Below are 15,327 nucleotides of genomic sequence, written 5' to 3' on the forward strand. Positions count from 1 at the left end.
GTATGAGTAAAGAAAAACAAGTCCCGCAAGTTCTGGCCCGTCGCGTCGTAGCGCAAAGCCGCTTAATGCGTATTGAAGCCGTCGATCTTAAATTTAGCAATGGTGAGCAGCGTCAGTTTGAGCGCATGAAAGGCAGCGGTCGCGGCGCAGTTATGATTGTTCCCTGCCTGGATGACGAGACCTTGTTACTTATTCGGGAATATGCGGCAGGCCTTCACGACTATCAATTAGGTTTCCCCAAAGGCCTGATTGACCCGGGGGAAACTCCGGAAGAAGCCGCTCAGCGCGAATTAAAAGAAGAAGTTGGTTACGGCAGCCGTCAACTTGAATTCTTAATGGAAGTTTCGCTCGCGCCTCAGTTTTTTTCCGCCAAAATGAGTGTTTTCGTAGCTCGCGACTTATACCCCGAAAGCTTGCCAGGCGACGAACCTGAGCGGCTGGAAAAAGTGACTTGGCCATTAGGCGATATTGACAACCTGCTGGCTCAACCCGATTTTTCTGAAGCGCGCAGTGTTGCTGCGCTGTTAATGCTTTTGCGTAATCTGAGTGAGGCACAGTAGTGGCAGAGACAATGCTGGAGAGACTGAAAGAGATAGCCTGCGAGGCAGGTGGCGTTATTTTGTCAATGTACGAGCGGCATGACTATAAAACGGCCGAGAAAAAAGACGATTCTCCAGTGACTACCGCAGATCTTGTTGCCAGCGAGCTAATAGAAGATCGACTCAAGCAGTCATTCCCTGATATTCCGGTTATTTCTGAAGAAAGCGAACATCAGGACTATAATGAGCGTCGTCAATGGAAGGCCTATTTTATTATCGACCCGATAGATGGTACTCAGGAGTTTATTTCCCGCTCCGGAGACTTTGCTGTCAACATTGCTTACGTAGAAAACAACGAGCCTGTCATTGGCGTTATTTTCTGGCCGGTCGGGGAAACGCTTTACTATGCTCGGAAAGGCGCTGGCGCCTTTAAGCAAAAAGAGAACGAAAAGCAGTCCATAAGCGTGCGCAAGTTTAGTGACCCTCAGGCTGACCCTATTATTATTGCAATAAGTCGCCAACAGGCACGAGAGCCTGTGTTTAATCGTTTGCAGACAAAGCGCGATATTCAGCCATTACCAACGGGGAGTTGTTCACTAAAAGCCTGTTTTATTGCCGAGGGCAAAGCTGATTGCTTTTTACGGCTGGGCCCTACTGGCGAATGGGATACCGCCGCATCGCAAGTTATTGTTGGGGAAGCTGGCGGTCGCATAGTGAATGAGAATTTTGAGCCCATTACCTACAACCGCACGGTTAGTCTGCTGAACCCGAACTTCTTAGTTCTGGGTGACCAGAACGTGCCCTGGGAAGAAATATTTATTGCCCGTCAGGCCCGTTTCCGGTAACACTGTCTTTGTCGACCACATCGACACTTTCGTGCAGTTCAGAGTAAACAATAACGGCTTCGCCGGACCTCAGGCGTTGCTTCAGTTGCTCCACTTTCGTTTCAAAGCTGAGCTCCTGACTGCCGTAATCGGTTCCTTCGCGCAGTACAATAGATTCCATTAAATTGTTTAGTGTTTCCTGATCAATTTCCTGCCAGGGAATAATCATTTATCCTCCGATTGCTGCAACTCTTCGGTTAATTCTGCCAGTTCTTCTTCTGCTGTCATCCAGAGGTTTTCTTGTTGTTGCAGGTCTTTTTGCGCTTGCGCCTGCTGGTCTAATAGCTTTTGTAATTTGGCTTTATTGGCATCGTCATACAGGCTGCTGTCACTCAGTTGCTCGTGGATATCGACTAGCTTCAGCTCCAGAGCATGAATATTCTTTTCTGCCTTCTCTATTTGCTGGCGTAAAGGCTTGGTTTTTTGTCGCGTCTCGGCTTCCTTACGTTTTTGCTGTTTGCGGTCATCGCGTTGGCGAGTAGCGGGTTGCTCGCTGCGTTTGTCATTAGCGGCCTGTAGCTGCAACCATTCGTGATAGGCATCTAAATCGCCGTCAAAAGTTTCTGCTTTGCCGTCGGCAACCAGACAAAATTCATCTACAGTGGTACGAAGCAAATGTCTGTCGTGCGAAACCACAATTAATGCGCCTTCGTACTCCTGTAAAGCCGCAACCAGGGCGTCCCGTAAACCGAGGTCCAGGTGGTTGGTTGGCTCATCCAGTAGTAACAGGTTAGGACGTTGGTAAATAATCAGGGCTAAAGCCAGACGCGCTTTCTCACCACCGGACATCGGCTCAACTGAACGAGTTGCCTGATCACCGGAAAAACCAAAGTTGCCTAAAAAGTCACGCAGCTTCTGTTCAGTCGCTTGTTTATCAATGCGCTGCAAATGCAACAGAGCAGATGCTGCCAAGTCCAGAGTTTCCAGCTGATGCTGAGCAAAATAACCAATGCTGAGACCCGGGTTAACCAGCCGCTCCCCCGCCATAGGCTCTAGCTCCCCGGCTAATAGTTTTATAAGTGTTGATTTACCAGCACCGTTACGGCCAAGTAAGCCGAGTCGGGTGCCGGGCACCAAATTTAGTTTAATCTGCTCAAGAATGGTGGTTTCGCCGTAACCGGCTTTGGCATCGCGCAGCGTCAACAAAGGATTGGGTAGTTTGTCGGGTGTCAGAAAATGAAAGTCGATACCGCTTTCTGCCCGTAGCGGTGCCTGGTTAGGCAGCTTTTCAATGGCTTTTAAACGGCTCTGTGCCTGTTTGGCTTTGCTCGCTTTATAGCGAAAACGGTCAACGTAAGCCTGTAAATGCTGACGCATAACCTGGGCTTTTTCGTACTCACTTTGTTGTTGAGCCATGTGCTCGGCACGCTGCCGTTCAAACTGCGAGTAATTACCGCGGTAGCTGTTCAGTTTTTTATGCTCAATATGCGTAATATCGGTGGTAACCGAGTCGAGAAAGTCACGGTCGTGCGATATCAATAACAGCGTTCCGTCGTATTGCTTTAGCCAGCTTTCCAGCCAGAATATCGCATCCACGTCGAGGTGGTTGGTTGGTTCATCCAGCAGCATTAAGTCAGCACGGGCAATCAATACCTGGGCCAGGTTAAGACGCATACGCCAACCACCGGAAAAGGCTTTTACCGGCTGTTGCAGTTGTTCTTGAGTAAACCCAAGACCGGCCATTAGGCTGGCGGTTCTGGGCTGAATATCGTAGGCGCCAATCGCAGCCAGCTTATCATGACAGTGCGCAATGGCTTCGCCATTGTTATCGCTCTCGGCTTGTGCGAGCTGTGCTTCCAGTTGGCGAAATTCGGTATCACCGTCCATTACGTAGTCGATAGCGGATTTGTCCAGGGCAGGAGTATCCTGTGCTACGCTGGCAATGCGCCAGTCTGCCGGTAGGTGAATATTACCGCTGTCGGCACTGAGTTCACCACGTAACAGGGCAAACAGCGAGGACTTGCCGCAGCCATTACGGCCTACTAAGCCAACGCGATGTCCCGGGAATACTTGTAAGTCACTGTCTTCAAATAAAACATCACCGCCACGCAGTAAGGTGATAGCTTCAGCACGGATCATAAACTACTCTTCATTTTGTACAGCTGTTCAGCTGCGGTATCATAGACGTGTTCTGCTCACAATTCTAACACAGGAGCTGTTGTGGCTAGAGAAAAGAAGCGATTTATTGCCGGGGCCGTTTGCCCCAAATGCGATGCCATGGATACGCTCATGCTCTTTATCGAAAACGATACCGAACAAGTTGAGTGCGTGCAATGTAAGCACCGGTTTAGTGAACCTAAAGAGCAAGGTGGTGGTAGTCAGCGTCAGTTTGATCAGGTCATTGGGGTGTTTAAGCCAGACTAAATAAATTGTAGGGAGCCATTATGACAGACACTGACGACAGCCGTTTTAGCAATTGTCTTTATCGCGTTGAGCAAGTACAGCAGGGCGAACAGAAAGCCGCTGAAGCCTGTTCAATGAACATGACTCAACTGATGTCGGCAGCCGGAAAAGCAGTTTTTCATCAGCTGCAGTCGTACTTTCCGGCACCGGCACGCATTGCGGTCTGTTGTGGTGAAGGGAATAACGGCGGCGATGGCTATATTGTCGCCCGGCTGGCTCAGAAAGCGGGCTACCAGGTGCAAGTTTTTGCGCTCAAACCCAACGTTGAATTGCCGGAACCAATGGAGTCTGACGCGCACAAAGCACGCGCTGCGTGGCGTGAACAAGGCGGGAGTGAAAAGCCCTTGTTGGATTGCTCGCCTGAACAATTTGATGTGTTGGTTGATGCTTTATTTGGTGTGGGCTTGAATCGTGCGCTTGAGGGCGACCCGGTAAGCTGGGTTCAGCGAGTGAATGGCAGCACGACGCCAGTGGTGTCAGTGGATGTGCCGTCGGGGCTGAATGCTGATACAGGTCATGTGCCCGGTGCTGCGGTTCGCGCTCATCTTACCGTCTGTCTGGTGGCGTTAAAGCGTGGTTTGCTTACCGGAAAGGCTCAAGAGCACACCGGTGAGTTAAAACTTGAAGATTTAGGCATTGGCAGCACGTTTAAACAGCAAAACGAAGCCGACTGGTTCAGAGTCAATGCAGGCCGGGTTGGCGGCTGGCTAGCACCGCGTTCACGCTGCACTCATAAAGGTGAACAGGGGCATGTGCTAATTGTCGGTGGCCAGCCGGGCATGTCCGGAGCAGTGATATTGGCAATGCAGTCGGCACTGCGTGCGGGAGCGGGCAAAGTGTCCGTGGCGTGTCATCCGCAGGTGCAGGCAATTGTTGCAGCAGCGCAGCCGGAAGCTATGGTGCATGGCATAAAAGAAACCGATGCTCTTAAGCCACTGCTGCGAGAGGCCTCTGCTGTTGCTTTGGGGCCCGGGCTGGGGCAAAGCTCCTGGAGTCAGGAGGTTTTTTCGCAGGTGATGGAAACTGATGTACTGAAAGTTATTGACGCCGATGGTTTAAACTTATTAGCGAGTAACCCTGTGCGTTCGCCCAAATTATTACTGACGCCGCACCCCGGTGAAGCTGCACGGTTACTGCAAATGACGACCGATGAAATAGCGTCGGACCGTTTTGCTGCGGCAACAAAGCTGCGCGAAAAATACTGTGCACAGGTATTATTGAAAGGTGCTGGGTCTTTGCTGGTAACTGACAGAGGACGTTGTTTGATTGACCGCGGTTCTCCGGCAATGGCCTCCGGCGGTATGGGCGACCTGTTAACCGGGCTAATCGCGGGTTTACTGGCACAAAGAATGGCTCCGGCACAAGCACTTATTGCGGGTAGCCTATGGCATGCTATAGCGGGCGAAGAGGCAGGAAAAGATGGTGAGAGGGGAACCTTAGCTTCGGATCTGTTGCCTTATATACGACAGTTGGTGAATGGATATGGAAGGGATGATGACTGAGGTACACCAATGTGAACTGGCTAACGAAGAGGAAACGTTAGCACTTGCGAAGAAATTTTCACAAGTTTTACAGACCCCTTTAGTAGTTTATCTGCAAGGTGAGTTAGGCGCCGGTAAAACGGCATTTTGTCGCGGTGTTATTCAGGCTTTGGGTCATTCAGGGGCGGTGAAAAGTCCGACCTATACTCTTGTCGAGCCCTATCAGCTGAAAGGCTGGCGTATTCATCATTTCGATTTATATCGATTGGCCGATCCGGAAGAGCTCGAATATATGGGAATTCGTGATTATTTTTCCGAGGATACGTTAAACTTTATCGAGTGGCCTGATAAAGGCTATGGTTGGCTTCCCGGTGCGGACATTGAGATAAGAATCGAGTATGCTGGCACGGGTCGTAAACTAACTTTCAGTGCGCTAACTGAAGCCGGACAAAAAATAATTAAAACATTATGATGAAGCGATTTTGGGTGTTTTTGTTTGCCTGTGCTCCTTTGTGGGTCTGGGCCGACAACAGTGTAGACAGTGTGCGTGTGTGGCCATCTCCGGATAAAACGCGGGTGGTTTTCGACTTGTCGGACACTCCCGACTATTCTTACTTTACTCTGTATCAGCAAAAGCCTTACCGACTGGTTATTGATTTTAACAACACCTCGTTAAAAGCTGGCCTGGAAAATTTGGGCAAAGAATCGCTGCTGGTCGATAAAATTCGTACAAGTTCTCCTAAAAGTGCCAACAGTACCCGTATCGTTATTGAGCTGGACTCCAAAAGCGATGCGAACTTGTTTACCCTGCCGGCTAATGAGTCATATAAAGATCGCCTGGTGATTGATTTACCCGGTAAGTCTATTGAGCGCAGCGGACCGGCTAAATCCGTTTCTGAATTAAAAGACAGGCGTGTGACTGTGGCTATTGATGCCGGTCACGGCGGCGATGACCCGGGTTCCATTGGTCCGCGCGGAACCTATGAAAAACATGTTGTCATTCGTATAGCTACTGCTCTGGCTAAGTTAATTAACGACGACCCGGGTATGCAGGCGTACTTGATTCGTACCGGTGACTACTATGTTGGCCTTAACGAGCGGCCGCAAAAAGCCTGGGATGCCAAAGCCGACTTTTTTGTTTCGATTCACGCGGATGCATTTCGAACACCACAGCCCAGCGGAGGTTCGGTCTGGGTGTTATCCAAACGTCGCGCAGACTCTGAAGTGGGTCGTTGGCTTGAGAACCGTGAGCAGCAATCTGAGTTGCTTGGCGGGGTCACCGATATTCTGAGTAAGAACGGGCATGAACCTTATTTAGCTGAAACTTTGTTAGACATGTCAATGGACAGTTCCATCGCAGGAGCTTACACGGCGGCAAAACATATTATCGATGAAATGTCGACGATAACTAAAATGCATAAAAAGACCCCCCAGGCGGCTAGTCTGGCGGTCTTGAAGTCACCAGATAAACCCTCTTTGTTGGTGGAAACCGGCTTTATTTCAAACCCGCGTGAAGAGCAGCTGTTAACCAGTAATGCTCATCAGCAAAAGCTGGCCCGGGCGCTTTATAATGGTATTCGCCGTTATTTTGTCAGTAACCCAATAGATAACACTTACCTGGCAAACCAAAGTAGCTTTAGCTACACAGTGAAGTCAGGCGATTCTTTGTCGGTACTGGCACAGCGATATAACACCACAGTGAAAGCCATAAAATCTGAAAATAAACTGACCAGCAACAGCCTGAAAATCGGTCAGAAACTGACGATTCCGAGTCGCTGATGGCCATTCAACAATTACCTATAGAACTCGCTAACCAAATTGCTGCGGGCGAAGTGGTTGAGCGCCCTTCGTCGGTGGTGAAAGAGCTGGTCGAGAACGCTTTAGACGCGGGGGCTACGCAGTTAACTCTGGATATAGAGCAGGGTGGTAGCAAGCGCATCCGAATTCGCGATAACGGCGGTGGTATTGTTAAGCAGGAGCTGACACTGGCACTGAGCCGCCACGCCACCAGTAAAATTCAGAGTCTGGACGATTTAGAGCATATTGGTAGCCTGGGGTTTCGGGGGGAAGCTCTGGCCAGTATCAGTTCGGTGTCGCGATTGCGCTTAATATCCAAGCCGCCGGAGCAGGAAGAGGCCTGGCAGGCGTGGGCCGAAGGTCGGGATATGCAAGTGACTGTCGAGCCAGCTGCGCATCCGGACGGCACAACCGTCGATATACAGGATCTCTTCTTTAATACGCCAGCCAGGCGTAAGTTTTTACGCACAGAAAAAACTGAATTCAGCCACATAGATGAAGTGATAAAACGGATTGCGCTTAGCCGTTTTGAAGTTGGATTCCAGCTTAATCATAACGGCAAGTCGGTAAGAGCGTTTCCTCCTGCTCAGACTGAAAAACAGCAGTTACAACGGTTGGCAAAAATTTGCGGCGGTGGATTTGCTGAGCAGGCTTCAGCAATTGACGCAGTTGATGGTGATTTCCACCTAAGCGGCTGGTTAGTCCCGCCGGAGCATTGCCGGCATCAGGGGGATATTCAGCATTTTTTTGTCAACGGCCGAATGATGCGCGATAAATTGTTGTCGCATGCGGTACGTCAGGCTTATGAAAAATATTTGCCGAACGAGCGTGTACCGACTTTTGTACTTTACTTTGAACTTCCTGCTGAGGAAGTTGATGTGAATGTGCATCCGGCAAAGCATGAAGTTCGTTTTCACCGCCAGCGACAAGTGCATGACTTTATTCTGACCCGCATTGAACAGGCTTTAAACCAGCTGGTTGCCATAGAAAATGAACAACCTGCGATGAGTCATCAGCATTCTTACAGCTCGCAAGAACGGTCATCAGGGGCCACGTCGGACTCCTACCGGGGCGAGTCAGGTGCGAGTTTCCTGGGCGAAAGAAAAGCGTCGGGCTCGTTGTTACCTAATGCCGCCCGGGTTCATCATAGTAATGATGTCACGCCGCCAAGAACTGAGCCAGGGGCAGAGTTAAAAGCGGAACAAAACTGGCGTGTACTGTCGGTGTTCAACGGTATTTATGCCCTTATTCGTAATGAGTACAGTCTGGCCTGGCTTAATCTGGCTAAAGTTCACACTGAATGTGTCAGCAGAAAACTTACTCAGCAATTGCAGGACGGACTGAACGGGCAGCCGTTACTGGTTCCAGTGGCAATCAGTCTGGCGAACCTGCCCGGACCCGCGAGCCAGTGGCCGCAGCAGCAATTAAACCAGTGCGGTGTGGTGTACACAATTCAGCGTGAGCAGGCAATTGTTGAGCAAATGCCGGAAATGTTACGTCAGGGCAATGTGGTGAGTGGTTTCACTGACTTATTAACCTTACTGACCGAAGGCGCTGAAACTGACCAACTGGCTCGTTGGTTGGCACAGTTTGCTGGTCTTGAGTCGTACAGTCTGACTCAGGCGGAGCACTGGCTTATTCAGTGGCGTTCGCAATTGGCTGAAAGTGCGGATGCGTTACAAAAGTTGCCGTTACCCGGAGAGAATAATGCATAGCAAGGACGCCGTTATTGCCATTTATGGGCCAACAGCTTCAGGGAAAACGGCATTATCGCTGACGCTTTGTGAGCAACTGGACTGTGAGATTATTTCTGTCGATTCCGCGTTAATTTATCGGGGAATGGATATTGGTACCGCGAAACCCAGCGCCGAAGAACAAAGCTTAGTTCCTCATCACCTGCTGGATATTCGCGATCCTGCTGAAACTTATTCGGCAGCCGATTTCCAAAAAGACGCTTTGGCTTTAATTGAAGACATTCAGCAACGCGGCAAAGTGCCTTTGTTGGTTGGTGGAACCATGCTGTACTTTAAGGCTTTGCTTGAAGGACTCTCCCATTTGCCCGAGTCTGATACCAGCGTGCGTGAGAAACTGACCGCCGAACTGCATGAGAAAGGTTTAGCCGAATTGCACAGTCGGCTGCAAAAGGTTGATCCCACAAGTGCGAAACGCATTCATCCAAATGATCCTCAAAGAATTTTGCGAGCTTTGGAGGTTTATGAAATTGCGGGCAAACCCCTGACAGAACTTACCAGGGAGCGTCATGGTAAGTTAACTAAACCCATTTACCAGTTTGCAGTGGCGCCAGTTGAACGGAAAGGTTTACATCAGCGTATAGAACAGCGTTTCGACCACATGCTGGCGCAACCTTTTAAAGAAGAAGTTGAAACCTTGTTTGCCAGGCCCGATTTGCATCCGGACCTTCCGTCTATACGCAGTGTTGGGTATCGGCAAATGTGGCAGCATCTCGCCGGAGAGCTAAGCTATGATGAAATGCGGGAGCGCGGAATTATTGCTACCCGACAGTTGGCGAAAAGACAAATGACGTGGCTTCGGGGCTGGCCGGGAGTGCACTGGCTGGAAACCGGCGACCTCAATATGCAGGCTAAAGTCATGACGGCAATGCAGCAGCCCGCAAAGATTTTTAATAGTAAGGATTGAAATTAGACGACCAAGGCCGCAGATCCAATTCTGGACTAAATGAGTAATTCTTAACGTTTTTCTTATTGCAAAAATTCTTTACTGGTCTAGTGTGTCTTTACAGGGAACTGCAAATTAGCAGTGCTGTAGCTTACTATTTACACATTGGATATTAATAACGATAAAAAGGAATCCAAGATGGCTAAGGGGCAAACTTTACAAGACCCATTCTTAAATGCGTTACGTCGTGAGCGCATACCAGTATCTATTTACTTAGTTAATGGCATTAAACTGCAGGGACAAATTGAGTCTTTTGATCAATTCGTTGTCTTATTAAAGAATACGGTTAGCCAAATGGTGTATAAGCATGCAATTTCAACAGTTGTACCTGCGCGTATTCCTCAAAATTATTTGCCGCAACAAGCTGGCGAAGATATGGCTGAAATAGAAGATTAATGGTGAAAGAGAGGTCTGAACAACTTGTTCGATAGGTATGAAGGTGGCGACTACGCAATATTGGTTCATGTGGATTTACCCGCGGAAGTTGACCGAGAAGATCTCTCCGAATTACAACTTTTAGCTGATTCTTCGGGCGTGAAAACTATGGGAGTGATGACCACAAGTCGTAACTCCCCAACCCCCAGATACTTTGTTGGTAGTGGTAAGGCAGAAGAAATTGCAGAGCAGGTAAAGCTGCTGGACGCTAACATTGTTATCTTTAATCACGCGTTATCACCAACGCAAGAGCGAAATCTGGAAGCCATTTGCAAATGTCGGGTGTTAGACCGTACGGGTCTTATTCTCGACATTTTTGCGCAGCGGGCACGAACCCACGAAGGTAAGTTGCAGGTTGAATTAGCACAGCTGCGTCATATATCGACACGATTAGTGCGGGGCTGGACTCACCTTGAGAGACAAAAAGGTGGTATTGGTTTACGTGGGCCGGGTGAAACCCAGCTTGAAACCGACAGGCGCTTAATTCGCGGGCGTATTAAAAATATCTTAAAACGCCTGGAAAAAGTCCAGAAGCAGCGCGAGCAGGGGCGTCGGGCTCGTAAAAAAGCGGATATTCCTACGGTATCGCTGGTGGGTTATACCAACGCAGGTAAGTCGACGTTATTTAATCGCCTGACGGAAGCTGGCGTTTATGCAGCGGATCAGCTATTTGCAACGCTTGATCCAACCCTTAGAAAGCTTGCTGTAGAAGATATTGGTGAAGTGATTCTGGCCGATACCGTTGGTTTTATTCGTCACTTACCTCATGACCTGGTCGCAGCTTTTAAAGCGACGCTTCAGGAAACTCAAGAGGCGGATTTATTATTACATGTGGTTGATGTCAGTGACGAACAACAGCAAAATAATATTGATCAGGTTGCTGAGGTTTTGGAAGAAATTGATGCTGGCGATGTACCACAGTTAATTATTTGTAATAAAATAGATCAAGTGGAAGGGGCGGAACCCCGAATTGATTACGATGACAACCAAAGGCCAATAAGGGTCTGGGTTTCAGCGCAGCAAGACCTTGGCATTGAGGAAGTACTGGAGGCTTTACGGCAGATACTTGGCCCGCAGATGGTCGAGCTGACTCTGAAAATCCCCCACTCAATGGGTAAATTACGTGGTACATTATACCGTTGGAATAGCGTGACATCGGAAGATGTTAACGAAAATGGTGAACTTGCGTTGCAAGTGCGCATGTCATCGGTAGACTGGCAGCGTTTACACAAGGCCTATGGCGATCAACTGGACGACTTAGTCGTGCAGCAATAGAATTTTTTATAGCAACAGTTTTCTTAAAAAACTTGGAGCACTCAATGGCTTGGAATCAACCGGGGAACGGTAATAACAATGACCGTGACCCATGGAAAAATCAAGGTGGCAAAGATCAAGGCCCGCCTGATCTCGACGAAGCAGTTCGCAAACTGTTTTCCAAATTCGGTTTTGGTGGGAAAAAAGGCGGCGGCTCGGGCGGCAGTTCAGGTATCCCGGCAAAAGGCGTCGGTATCATCGCAATTATCGCATTAATTGTTTGGTTTATTGCCGGTTTCTACACAGTAAAAGAAGCAGACCGCGGCGTTGTACTGCGTTTTGGTCAGTTTCATACTTTGGTTGAGTCGGGGTTGCATTGGCGCCCGGTATTTATCGACTCGGTAGAACATGTCGACGTAAACAATATCCGTTCGGACAAAACCGACGGCTACATGCTGACTCAGGATGAAAACGTGGTTCGTGTTGAGCTGGATGTTCAGTATCGCGTTGTTGATCCGCGTGCGTATTTATTTAACGTAGAAAATGCCGACGGTGTTTTATCACGAGCTACTGACAGCGCTTTACGTTATGTGGTGGGTCACACCACCATGGATGAAGTACTGACTCGTGGTCGTGAAGAAGTCAGAGCAAATACGCTGGAAATGCTTGAGAAAACGATGAACCCATACACGGTTGGTTTGCAGGTGGTTGATATTAACTTGCTGCCAGCGCGCCCACCGGAAGCGGTTAAAGACGCTTTTGATGATGCAATTTCCGCACAGGAAGATGAAGAGCGCTTCATTAGAGAAGCTGAAGCTTATGCCCGCGAAGTAGAACCGTTGGCACGAGGCCAGGTACGTCGTATGCTGCAGGAAGCGCAAGCTTATCGCGAACAGATCATTCTGGAAGCACAGGGTGAAGTTGCTCGCTTTGAAGAGTTGCTGCCTCAATATCAAAACGCGCCTGAAGTCACACGTCAGCGCATCTATCTTGATACTCTGCAGGAGCTTTATGCGAACACGCCTAAAGTACTGGTCGACGTGGAAGGTGGTAACAACATGATGTATTTGCCACTAGAGAAGCTTCTCGAAAAGCAAGGTCGTAATACGAATACATTCTCTCCGGCGCGTGTTCCTGAAAACGTTTCAGGTGGTTCCTCCAACAGCGGAACAGAGACACAAAATACGCGCAGCAGTAACCGTAGCGGAGGTCGAAACTAATGAAAAACCTAATCGCAATTATTGTTGTGGTCCTGGTCGTTCTGGGTCTTTCCTCCGTTTATGTGGTTAAGGAAGGCGAACGCGCTATCTTAATCCAGTTCGGTAAGGTCGAGCGCGATGCAGAAACCGGTGAAGCTATGGTTTTCGAACCAGGTTTACATCTTAAAATTCCTTTCATTGAACAAGTGAAAAGACTGGATGCACGTCTGCAGACGTTAGATGGCGATCCTGACCGTTTCGTTACCAGTGAAAAGAAAGATTTGATAGTTGATACTTACGTCATGTGGCGTATTAACGACTTTTCTACTTTTTACCTGAGTACTAATGGTGGTAACTACCTCCAGGCTGAAGCTCTGCTAACTCGTCGTATTAATAGCGGTCTGCGTAGCGAGTTTGGTAACCGGACTATTTCTGACATTGTTTCTGGTGAGCGTGATGAGTTAATGCGTGAAGCTTTAATACAAGGATCAGAAAGTGCTTCAGATTTAGGTGTTGAAGTGCTGGATGTTCGTGTTATGCAAATTAACTTGCCAACTGAAGTGAGTCAGTCCATTTATCAACGTATGCGTGCAGAGCGTAAAGCTGTGGCTACAGAACATCGTTCTGAAGGTAAAGAGCAGGCTGAGTTTATTCGTGCCGATGTCGACGCGCGTGTAACGGTAATGCTTGCTGATGCAAAACGTCAGTCACGTGAATTACGTGGTGAAGGTGATGCGCAGGCAGCGAAAATCTACGCTGATGCTTATCAGAAAGATGCAGAGTTCTTTGCATTTATTCGCAGCATGGAAGCTTATGGCAGTTCCTTTGGCTCTGGCAATGATATGTTAGTGCTTGATGCGAACAGTGACTTTTTCCGTTATTTACAAAATATGATGGGAAAAACCGAAGAGTAATCATGACCGAGCGTCTGATGTGACCATCAGGCGCTCACCTCCGATGTACAAACCCTCCGATTAAAGGTAAGATCGCTCCGATTTTTTTTACGCGGGGCAATCATGAGTCAGAACGTTGTAATTCTAGGCACCCAATGGGGTGACGAAGGCAAAGGTAAAATTGTTGACCTGTTAACCGATAAGGCCACTATGGTTGTGCGGTATCAGGGCGGACATAACGCTGGGCACACATTGGTTATTGACGGTGAAAAAACCGTTCTGCATTTAATTCCTTCAGGTATTTTGCGCAAAAATGTTCAATGCGTTATTGGCAACGGTGTGGTTTTATCACCCGAAGCACTGATGGAAGAAATGGCAATGCTGGAAGCTCGAAATGTTCCTGTTACTGACCGTTTGCGTATCAGTAAAGCTTGTCCATTAATCCTGCCATTCCATGTAGCTCTTGACCAGGCACGTGAACGTGCGCGCGGTAAAGAGGCCATTGGTACAACGGGGCGAGGTATTGGCCCTGCGTATGAAGACAAAGTTGCCCGTCGTGGTCTGCGTGTTGGTGACTTATTTGATATGAAACGCTTTGGTGAGAAGCTGAAAGAGTTGGTGGATTATCACAACTTCTCTTTAGTGGAATACTACAAAGCTGACGCAATTGATTTCGATACCGTACTTAAGCAATGTGAAGAGTTCGCGGAAGTATTAAAACCTATGGTGATTGATGTACCTGCTTTACTCGATAAAGCGCGTAAAAACGGTGAATCAATCATGTTTGAAGGTGCGCAGGGTACTTTGCTGGATATCGACCACGGTACATACCCTTATGTGACCTCTTCCAATACAACAGCTGGTGGTGTTGCAACCGGAGCCGGCTTTGGTCCTCGTTATATTGATTACGTGTTAGGCATTGTCAAAGCCTATACCACTCGCGTAGGTAGTGGCCCGTTCCCGACTGAACTTGATTGCGAAGTGGGGCAGTATTTAGGTGAAAAAGGCCATGAGTTTGGTGCAACGACCGGTCGTAAACGTCGTACTGGCTGGATAGATGCCGTGGCAATGCGACGTGCAGTACAAATCAACTCTATCAGTGGCTTCTGCTTAACTAAGTTAGATGTATTAGACGGTCTTGAAGAGTTAAAGATTTGTATTGGCTATCAGCTATCCGATGGCAGTGTGACAGAGCATCCGCCGCTGTCTGCAGAAGACTATGAAGTGGTAGAACCCATTTACGAAACAATGCCGGGCTGGCAGCAAAGCACTGTTGGCATAACAGAGCATAAAGAGTTACCGCCAGAAGCTTTAGCTTATATCGCTCGTATCGAGGCGTTAACCGGTGTACCGGTAGATATCATTTCGACCGGCCCTGATCGTAAAGAAACCATTGTTTTACGTCACCCATTTGGGCAGTAAGAAAAAGTAGTGTATGTTACTAAAAGACGGTCAGTTTTTATTCGATGTAGATAAAAACTGACCAGTCAGAACAAAAAAATTAAAAAAATTACGCGCACCTATTGCACTATCAAATCTAGTACCATAGAATGCGCTCCACCTAACCGGTGGTGCCGGCATAGCTCAGTTGGTAGAGCAACTGACTTGTAATCAGTAGGTCCCGAGTTCGACTCTTGGTGCCGGCACCAATTTAAATTGCAAGACACGGGAGGGGTTCCCGAGTGGCCAAAGGGATCAGACTGTAAATCTGACGGCTCAGCCTTCGCAGGTTCGAATCCTGCCCC

At 48.5% G+C, this 15,327-nt stretch carries 15 protein-coding genes and 1 tRNA gene; 14 read left to right on the plus strand and 2 right to left on the minus strand.

The features are described from left to right. Nucleotides 1-2 precede the first annotated feature (2 nt). Nucleotides 3-560: an ADP compounds hydrolase NudE gene (gene nudE, locus ACN0TF_RS07565; RefSeq protein ID WP_417441419.1), complete on the plus strand. Its 558-nt coding sequence runs from the start codon at nucleotides 3-5 to the stop codon at nucleotides 558-560. An 11-nt stretch (nucleotides 561-571) separates the two neighbouring features. Then, nucleotides 572-1,384, plus strand: coding sequence for a 3'(2'),5'-bisphosphate nucleotidase CysQ (cysQ, locus tag ACN0TF_RS07570; protein ID WP_417441435.1), 813 nt, complete (start codon nucleotides 572-574; stop codon nucleotides 1,382-1,384). Here the strand turns inward: cysQ and ACN0TF_RS07575 are convergent. Next, nucleotides 1,356-1,592, minus strand: a complete 237-nt coding sequence (locus ACN0TF_RS07575) for a YheU family protein (RefSeq protein WP_417441420.1) — start codon at nucleotides 1,590-1,592, stop codon at nucleotides 1,356-1,358. The two genes, cysQ and ACN0TF_RS07575, sit on opposite strands and share 29 nt — an antisense overlap. Next, nucleotides 1,589-3,502: a ribosomal protection-like ABC-F family protein gene (abc-f, locus tag ACN0TF_RS07580; RefSeq protein WP_417441421.1), complete on the minus strand. Its 1,914-nt coding sequence runs from the start codon at nucleotides 3,500-3,502 to the stop codon at nucleotides 1,589-1,591. Before abc-f ends, ACN0TF_RS07575 begins: the two co-directional genes overlap by 4 nt. Nucleotides 3,503-3,583: 81 nt before the next feature. Between abc-f and ACN0TF_RS07585 the strand changes: the two genes are divergently transcribed. The 12 genes from ACN0TF_RS07585 to ACN0TF_RS07640 all read left to right on the plus strand — a co-directional run bounded on the left by ACN0TF_RS07585 (nucleotide 3,584) and on the right by ACN0TF_RS07640 (nucleotide 15,231). Continuing rightward, on the plus strand, nucleotides 3,584-3,787 hold the full coding sequence (locus ACN0TF_RS07585; RefSeq protein ID WP_011233589.1) for a YheV family putative zinc ribbon protein: 204 nt from the start codon (nucleotides 3,584-3,586) through the stop codon (nucleotides 3,785-3,787). Nucleotides 3,788-3,807: 20 nt separating this feature from the next. Next, nucleotides 3,808-5,328, plus strand: coding sequence for an NAD(P)H-hydrate dehydratase (locus ACN0TF_RS07590; RefSeq protein WP_417441422.1), 1,521 nt, complete (start codon nucleotides 3,808-3,810; stop codon nucleotides 5,326-5,328). After that, nucleotides 5,321-5,779: a tRNA (adenosine(37)-N6)-threonylcarbamoyltransferase complex ATPase subunit type 1 TsaE gene (tsaE, locus tag ACN0TF_RS07595; RefSeq protein ID WP_417441436.1), complete on the plus strand. Its 459-nt coding sequence runs from the start codon at nucleotides 5,321-5,323 to the stop codon at nucleotides 5,777-5,779. Before ACN0TF_RS07590 ends, tsaE begins: the two co-directional genes overlap by 8 nt. Beyond that, complete coding sequence (locus tag ACN0TF_RS07600) at nucleotides 5,776-7,086, plus strand: N-acetylmuramoyl-L-alanine amidase (protein ID WP_417441423.1); 1,311 nt, start codon at nucleotides 5,776-5,778, stop codon at nucleotides 7,084-7,086. Before tsaE ends, ACN0TF_RS07600 begins: the two co-directional genes overlap by 4 nt. Then, nucleotides 7,086-8,819, plus strand: a complete 1,734-nt coding sequence (gene mutL / locus ACN0TF_RS07605; RefSeq protein WP_417441424.1) for a DNA mismatch repair endonuclease MutL — start codon at nucleotides 7,086-7,088, stop codon at nucleotides 8,817-8,819. The genes ACN0TF_RS07600 and mutL overlap by 1 nt, the downstream gene beginning before the upstream one ends. Further along, nucleotides 8,812-9,762, plus strand: coding sequence for a tRNA (adenosine(37)-N6)-dimethylallyltransferase MiaA (miaA, locus tag ACN0TF_RS07610; RefSeq protein WP_417441425.1), 951 nt, complete (start codon nucleotides 8,812-8,814; stop codon nucleotides 9,760-9,762). The genes mutL and miaA overlap by 8 nt, the downstream gene beginning before the upstream one ends. 177 nt (nucleotides 9,763-9,939) lie before the next feature. Then, the gene (gene hfq / locus ACN0TF_RS07615) at nucleotides 9,940-10,197 is read left to right on the plus strand and encodes an RNA chaperone Hfq (RefSeq protein WP_011233595.1); all 258 of its coding nucleotides are present in this window, start codon (nucleotides 9,940-9,942) and stop codon (nucleotides 10,195-10,197) included. A 24-nt stretch (nucleotides 10,198-10,221) separates the two neighbouring features. Continuing rightward, the gene (gene hflX, locus ACN0TF_RS07620) at nucleotides 10,222-11,511 is read left to right on the plus strand and encodes a ribosome rescue GTPase HflX (RefSeq protein ID WP_034818792.1); all 1,290 of its coding nucleotides are present in this window, start codon (nucleotides 10,222-10,224) and stop codon (nucleotides 11,509-11,511) included. 44 nt (nucleotides 11,512-11,555) lie between these two features. Then, nucleotides 11,556-12,710 (plus strand): FtsH protease activity modulator HflK, encoded by a 1,155-nt coding sequence (gene hflK, locus ACN0TF_RS07625; protein WP_417441426.1) that lies wholly within the window; start codon nucleotides 11,556-11,558, stop codon nucleotides 12,708-12,710. Further along, on the plus strand, nucleotides 12,710-13,603 hold the full coding sequence (gene hflC / locus ACN0TF_RS07630) for a protease modulator HflC (protein WP_417441427.1): 894 nt from the start codon (nucleotides 12,710-12,712) through the stop codon (nucleotides 13,601-13,603). Before hflK ends, hflC begins: the two co-directional genes overlap by 1 nt. Before the next feature lie 102 nt (nucleotides 13,604-13,705). Further along, nucleotides 13,706-15,004, plus strand: a complete 1,299-nt coding sequence (locus ACN0TF_RS07635) for an adenylosuccinate synthase (protein ID WP_417441428.1) — start codon at nucleotides 13,706-13,708, stop codon at nucleotides 15,002-15,004. Between the two features lie 151 nt (nucleotides 15,005-15,155). Continuing rightward, nucleotides 15,156-15,231, plus strand: a tRNA-Thr gene (locus ACN0TF_RS07640). Nucleotides 15,232-15,327: the final 96 nt, after the last annotated feature.

Origin of the sequence: Idiomarina sp., assembly GCF_048265525.1 — a bacterium.
In the GTDB taxonomy this organism is placed as follows: Bacteria; Pseudomonadota; Gammaproteobacteria; order Enterobacterales; family Alteromonadaceae; genus Idiomarina.

Excerpts from the sequence above, each read along its gene's own strand:
- nudE (WP_417441419.1), top strand. The coding sequence starts at position 3 with ATGAGTAAAGAAAAACAAGTCCCGCAAGTTCTGGCCCGTCGCGTCGTA.
- cysQ (WP_417441435.1), top strand. The coding sequence starts at position 572 with ATGCTGGAGAGACTGAAAGAGATAGCCTGCGAGGCAGGTGGCGTTATT.
- ACN0TF_RS07575 (WP_417441420.1), bottom strand. The coding sequence starts at position 1,592 with ATGATTATTCCCTGGCAGGAAATTGATCAGGAAACACTAAACAATTTA.
- abc-f (WP_417441421.1), bottom strand. The coding sequence starts at position 3,502 with ATGATCCGTGCTGAAGCTATCACCTTACTGCGTGGCGGTGATGTTTTA.
- ACN0TF_RS07590 (WP_417441422.1), top strand. The coding sequence starts at position 3,808 with ATGACAGACACTGACGACAGCCGTTTTAGCAATTGTCTTTATCGCGTT.
- tsaE (WP_417441436.1), top strand. The coding sequence starts at position 5,321 with ATGACTGAGGTACACCAATGTGAACTGGCTAACGAAGAGGAAACGTTA.
- ACN0TF_RS07600 (WP_417441423.1), top strand. The coding sequence starts at position 5,776 with ATGATGAAGCGATTTTGGGTGTTTTTGTTTGCCTGTGCTCCTTTGTGG.
- mutL (WP_417441424.1), top strand. The coding sequence starts at position 7,086 with ATGGCCATTCAACAATTACCTATAGAACTCGCTAACCAAATTGCTGCG.
- miaA (WP_417441425.1), top strand. The coding sequence starts at position 8,812 with ATGCATAGCAAGGACGCCGTTATTGCCATTTATGGGCCAACAGCTTCA.
- hfq (WP_011233595.1), top strand. The coding sequence starts at position 9,940 with ATGGCTAAGGGGCAAACTTTACAAGACCCATTCTTAAATGCGTTACGT.
- hflK (WP_417441426.1), top strand. The coding sequence starts at position 11,556 with ATGGCTTGGAATCAACCGGGGAACGGTAATAACAATGACCGTGACCCA.
- hflC (WP_417441427.1), top strand. The coding sequence starts at position 12,710 with ATGAAAAACCTAATCGCAATTATTGTTGTGGTCCTGGTCGTTCTGGGT.
- ACN0TF_RS07635 (WP_417441428.1), top strand. The coding sequence starts at position 13,706 with ATGAGTCAGAACGTTGTAATTCTAGGCACCCAATGGGGTGACGAAGGC.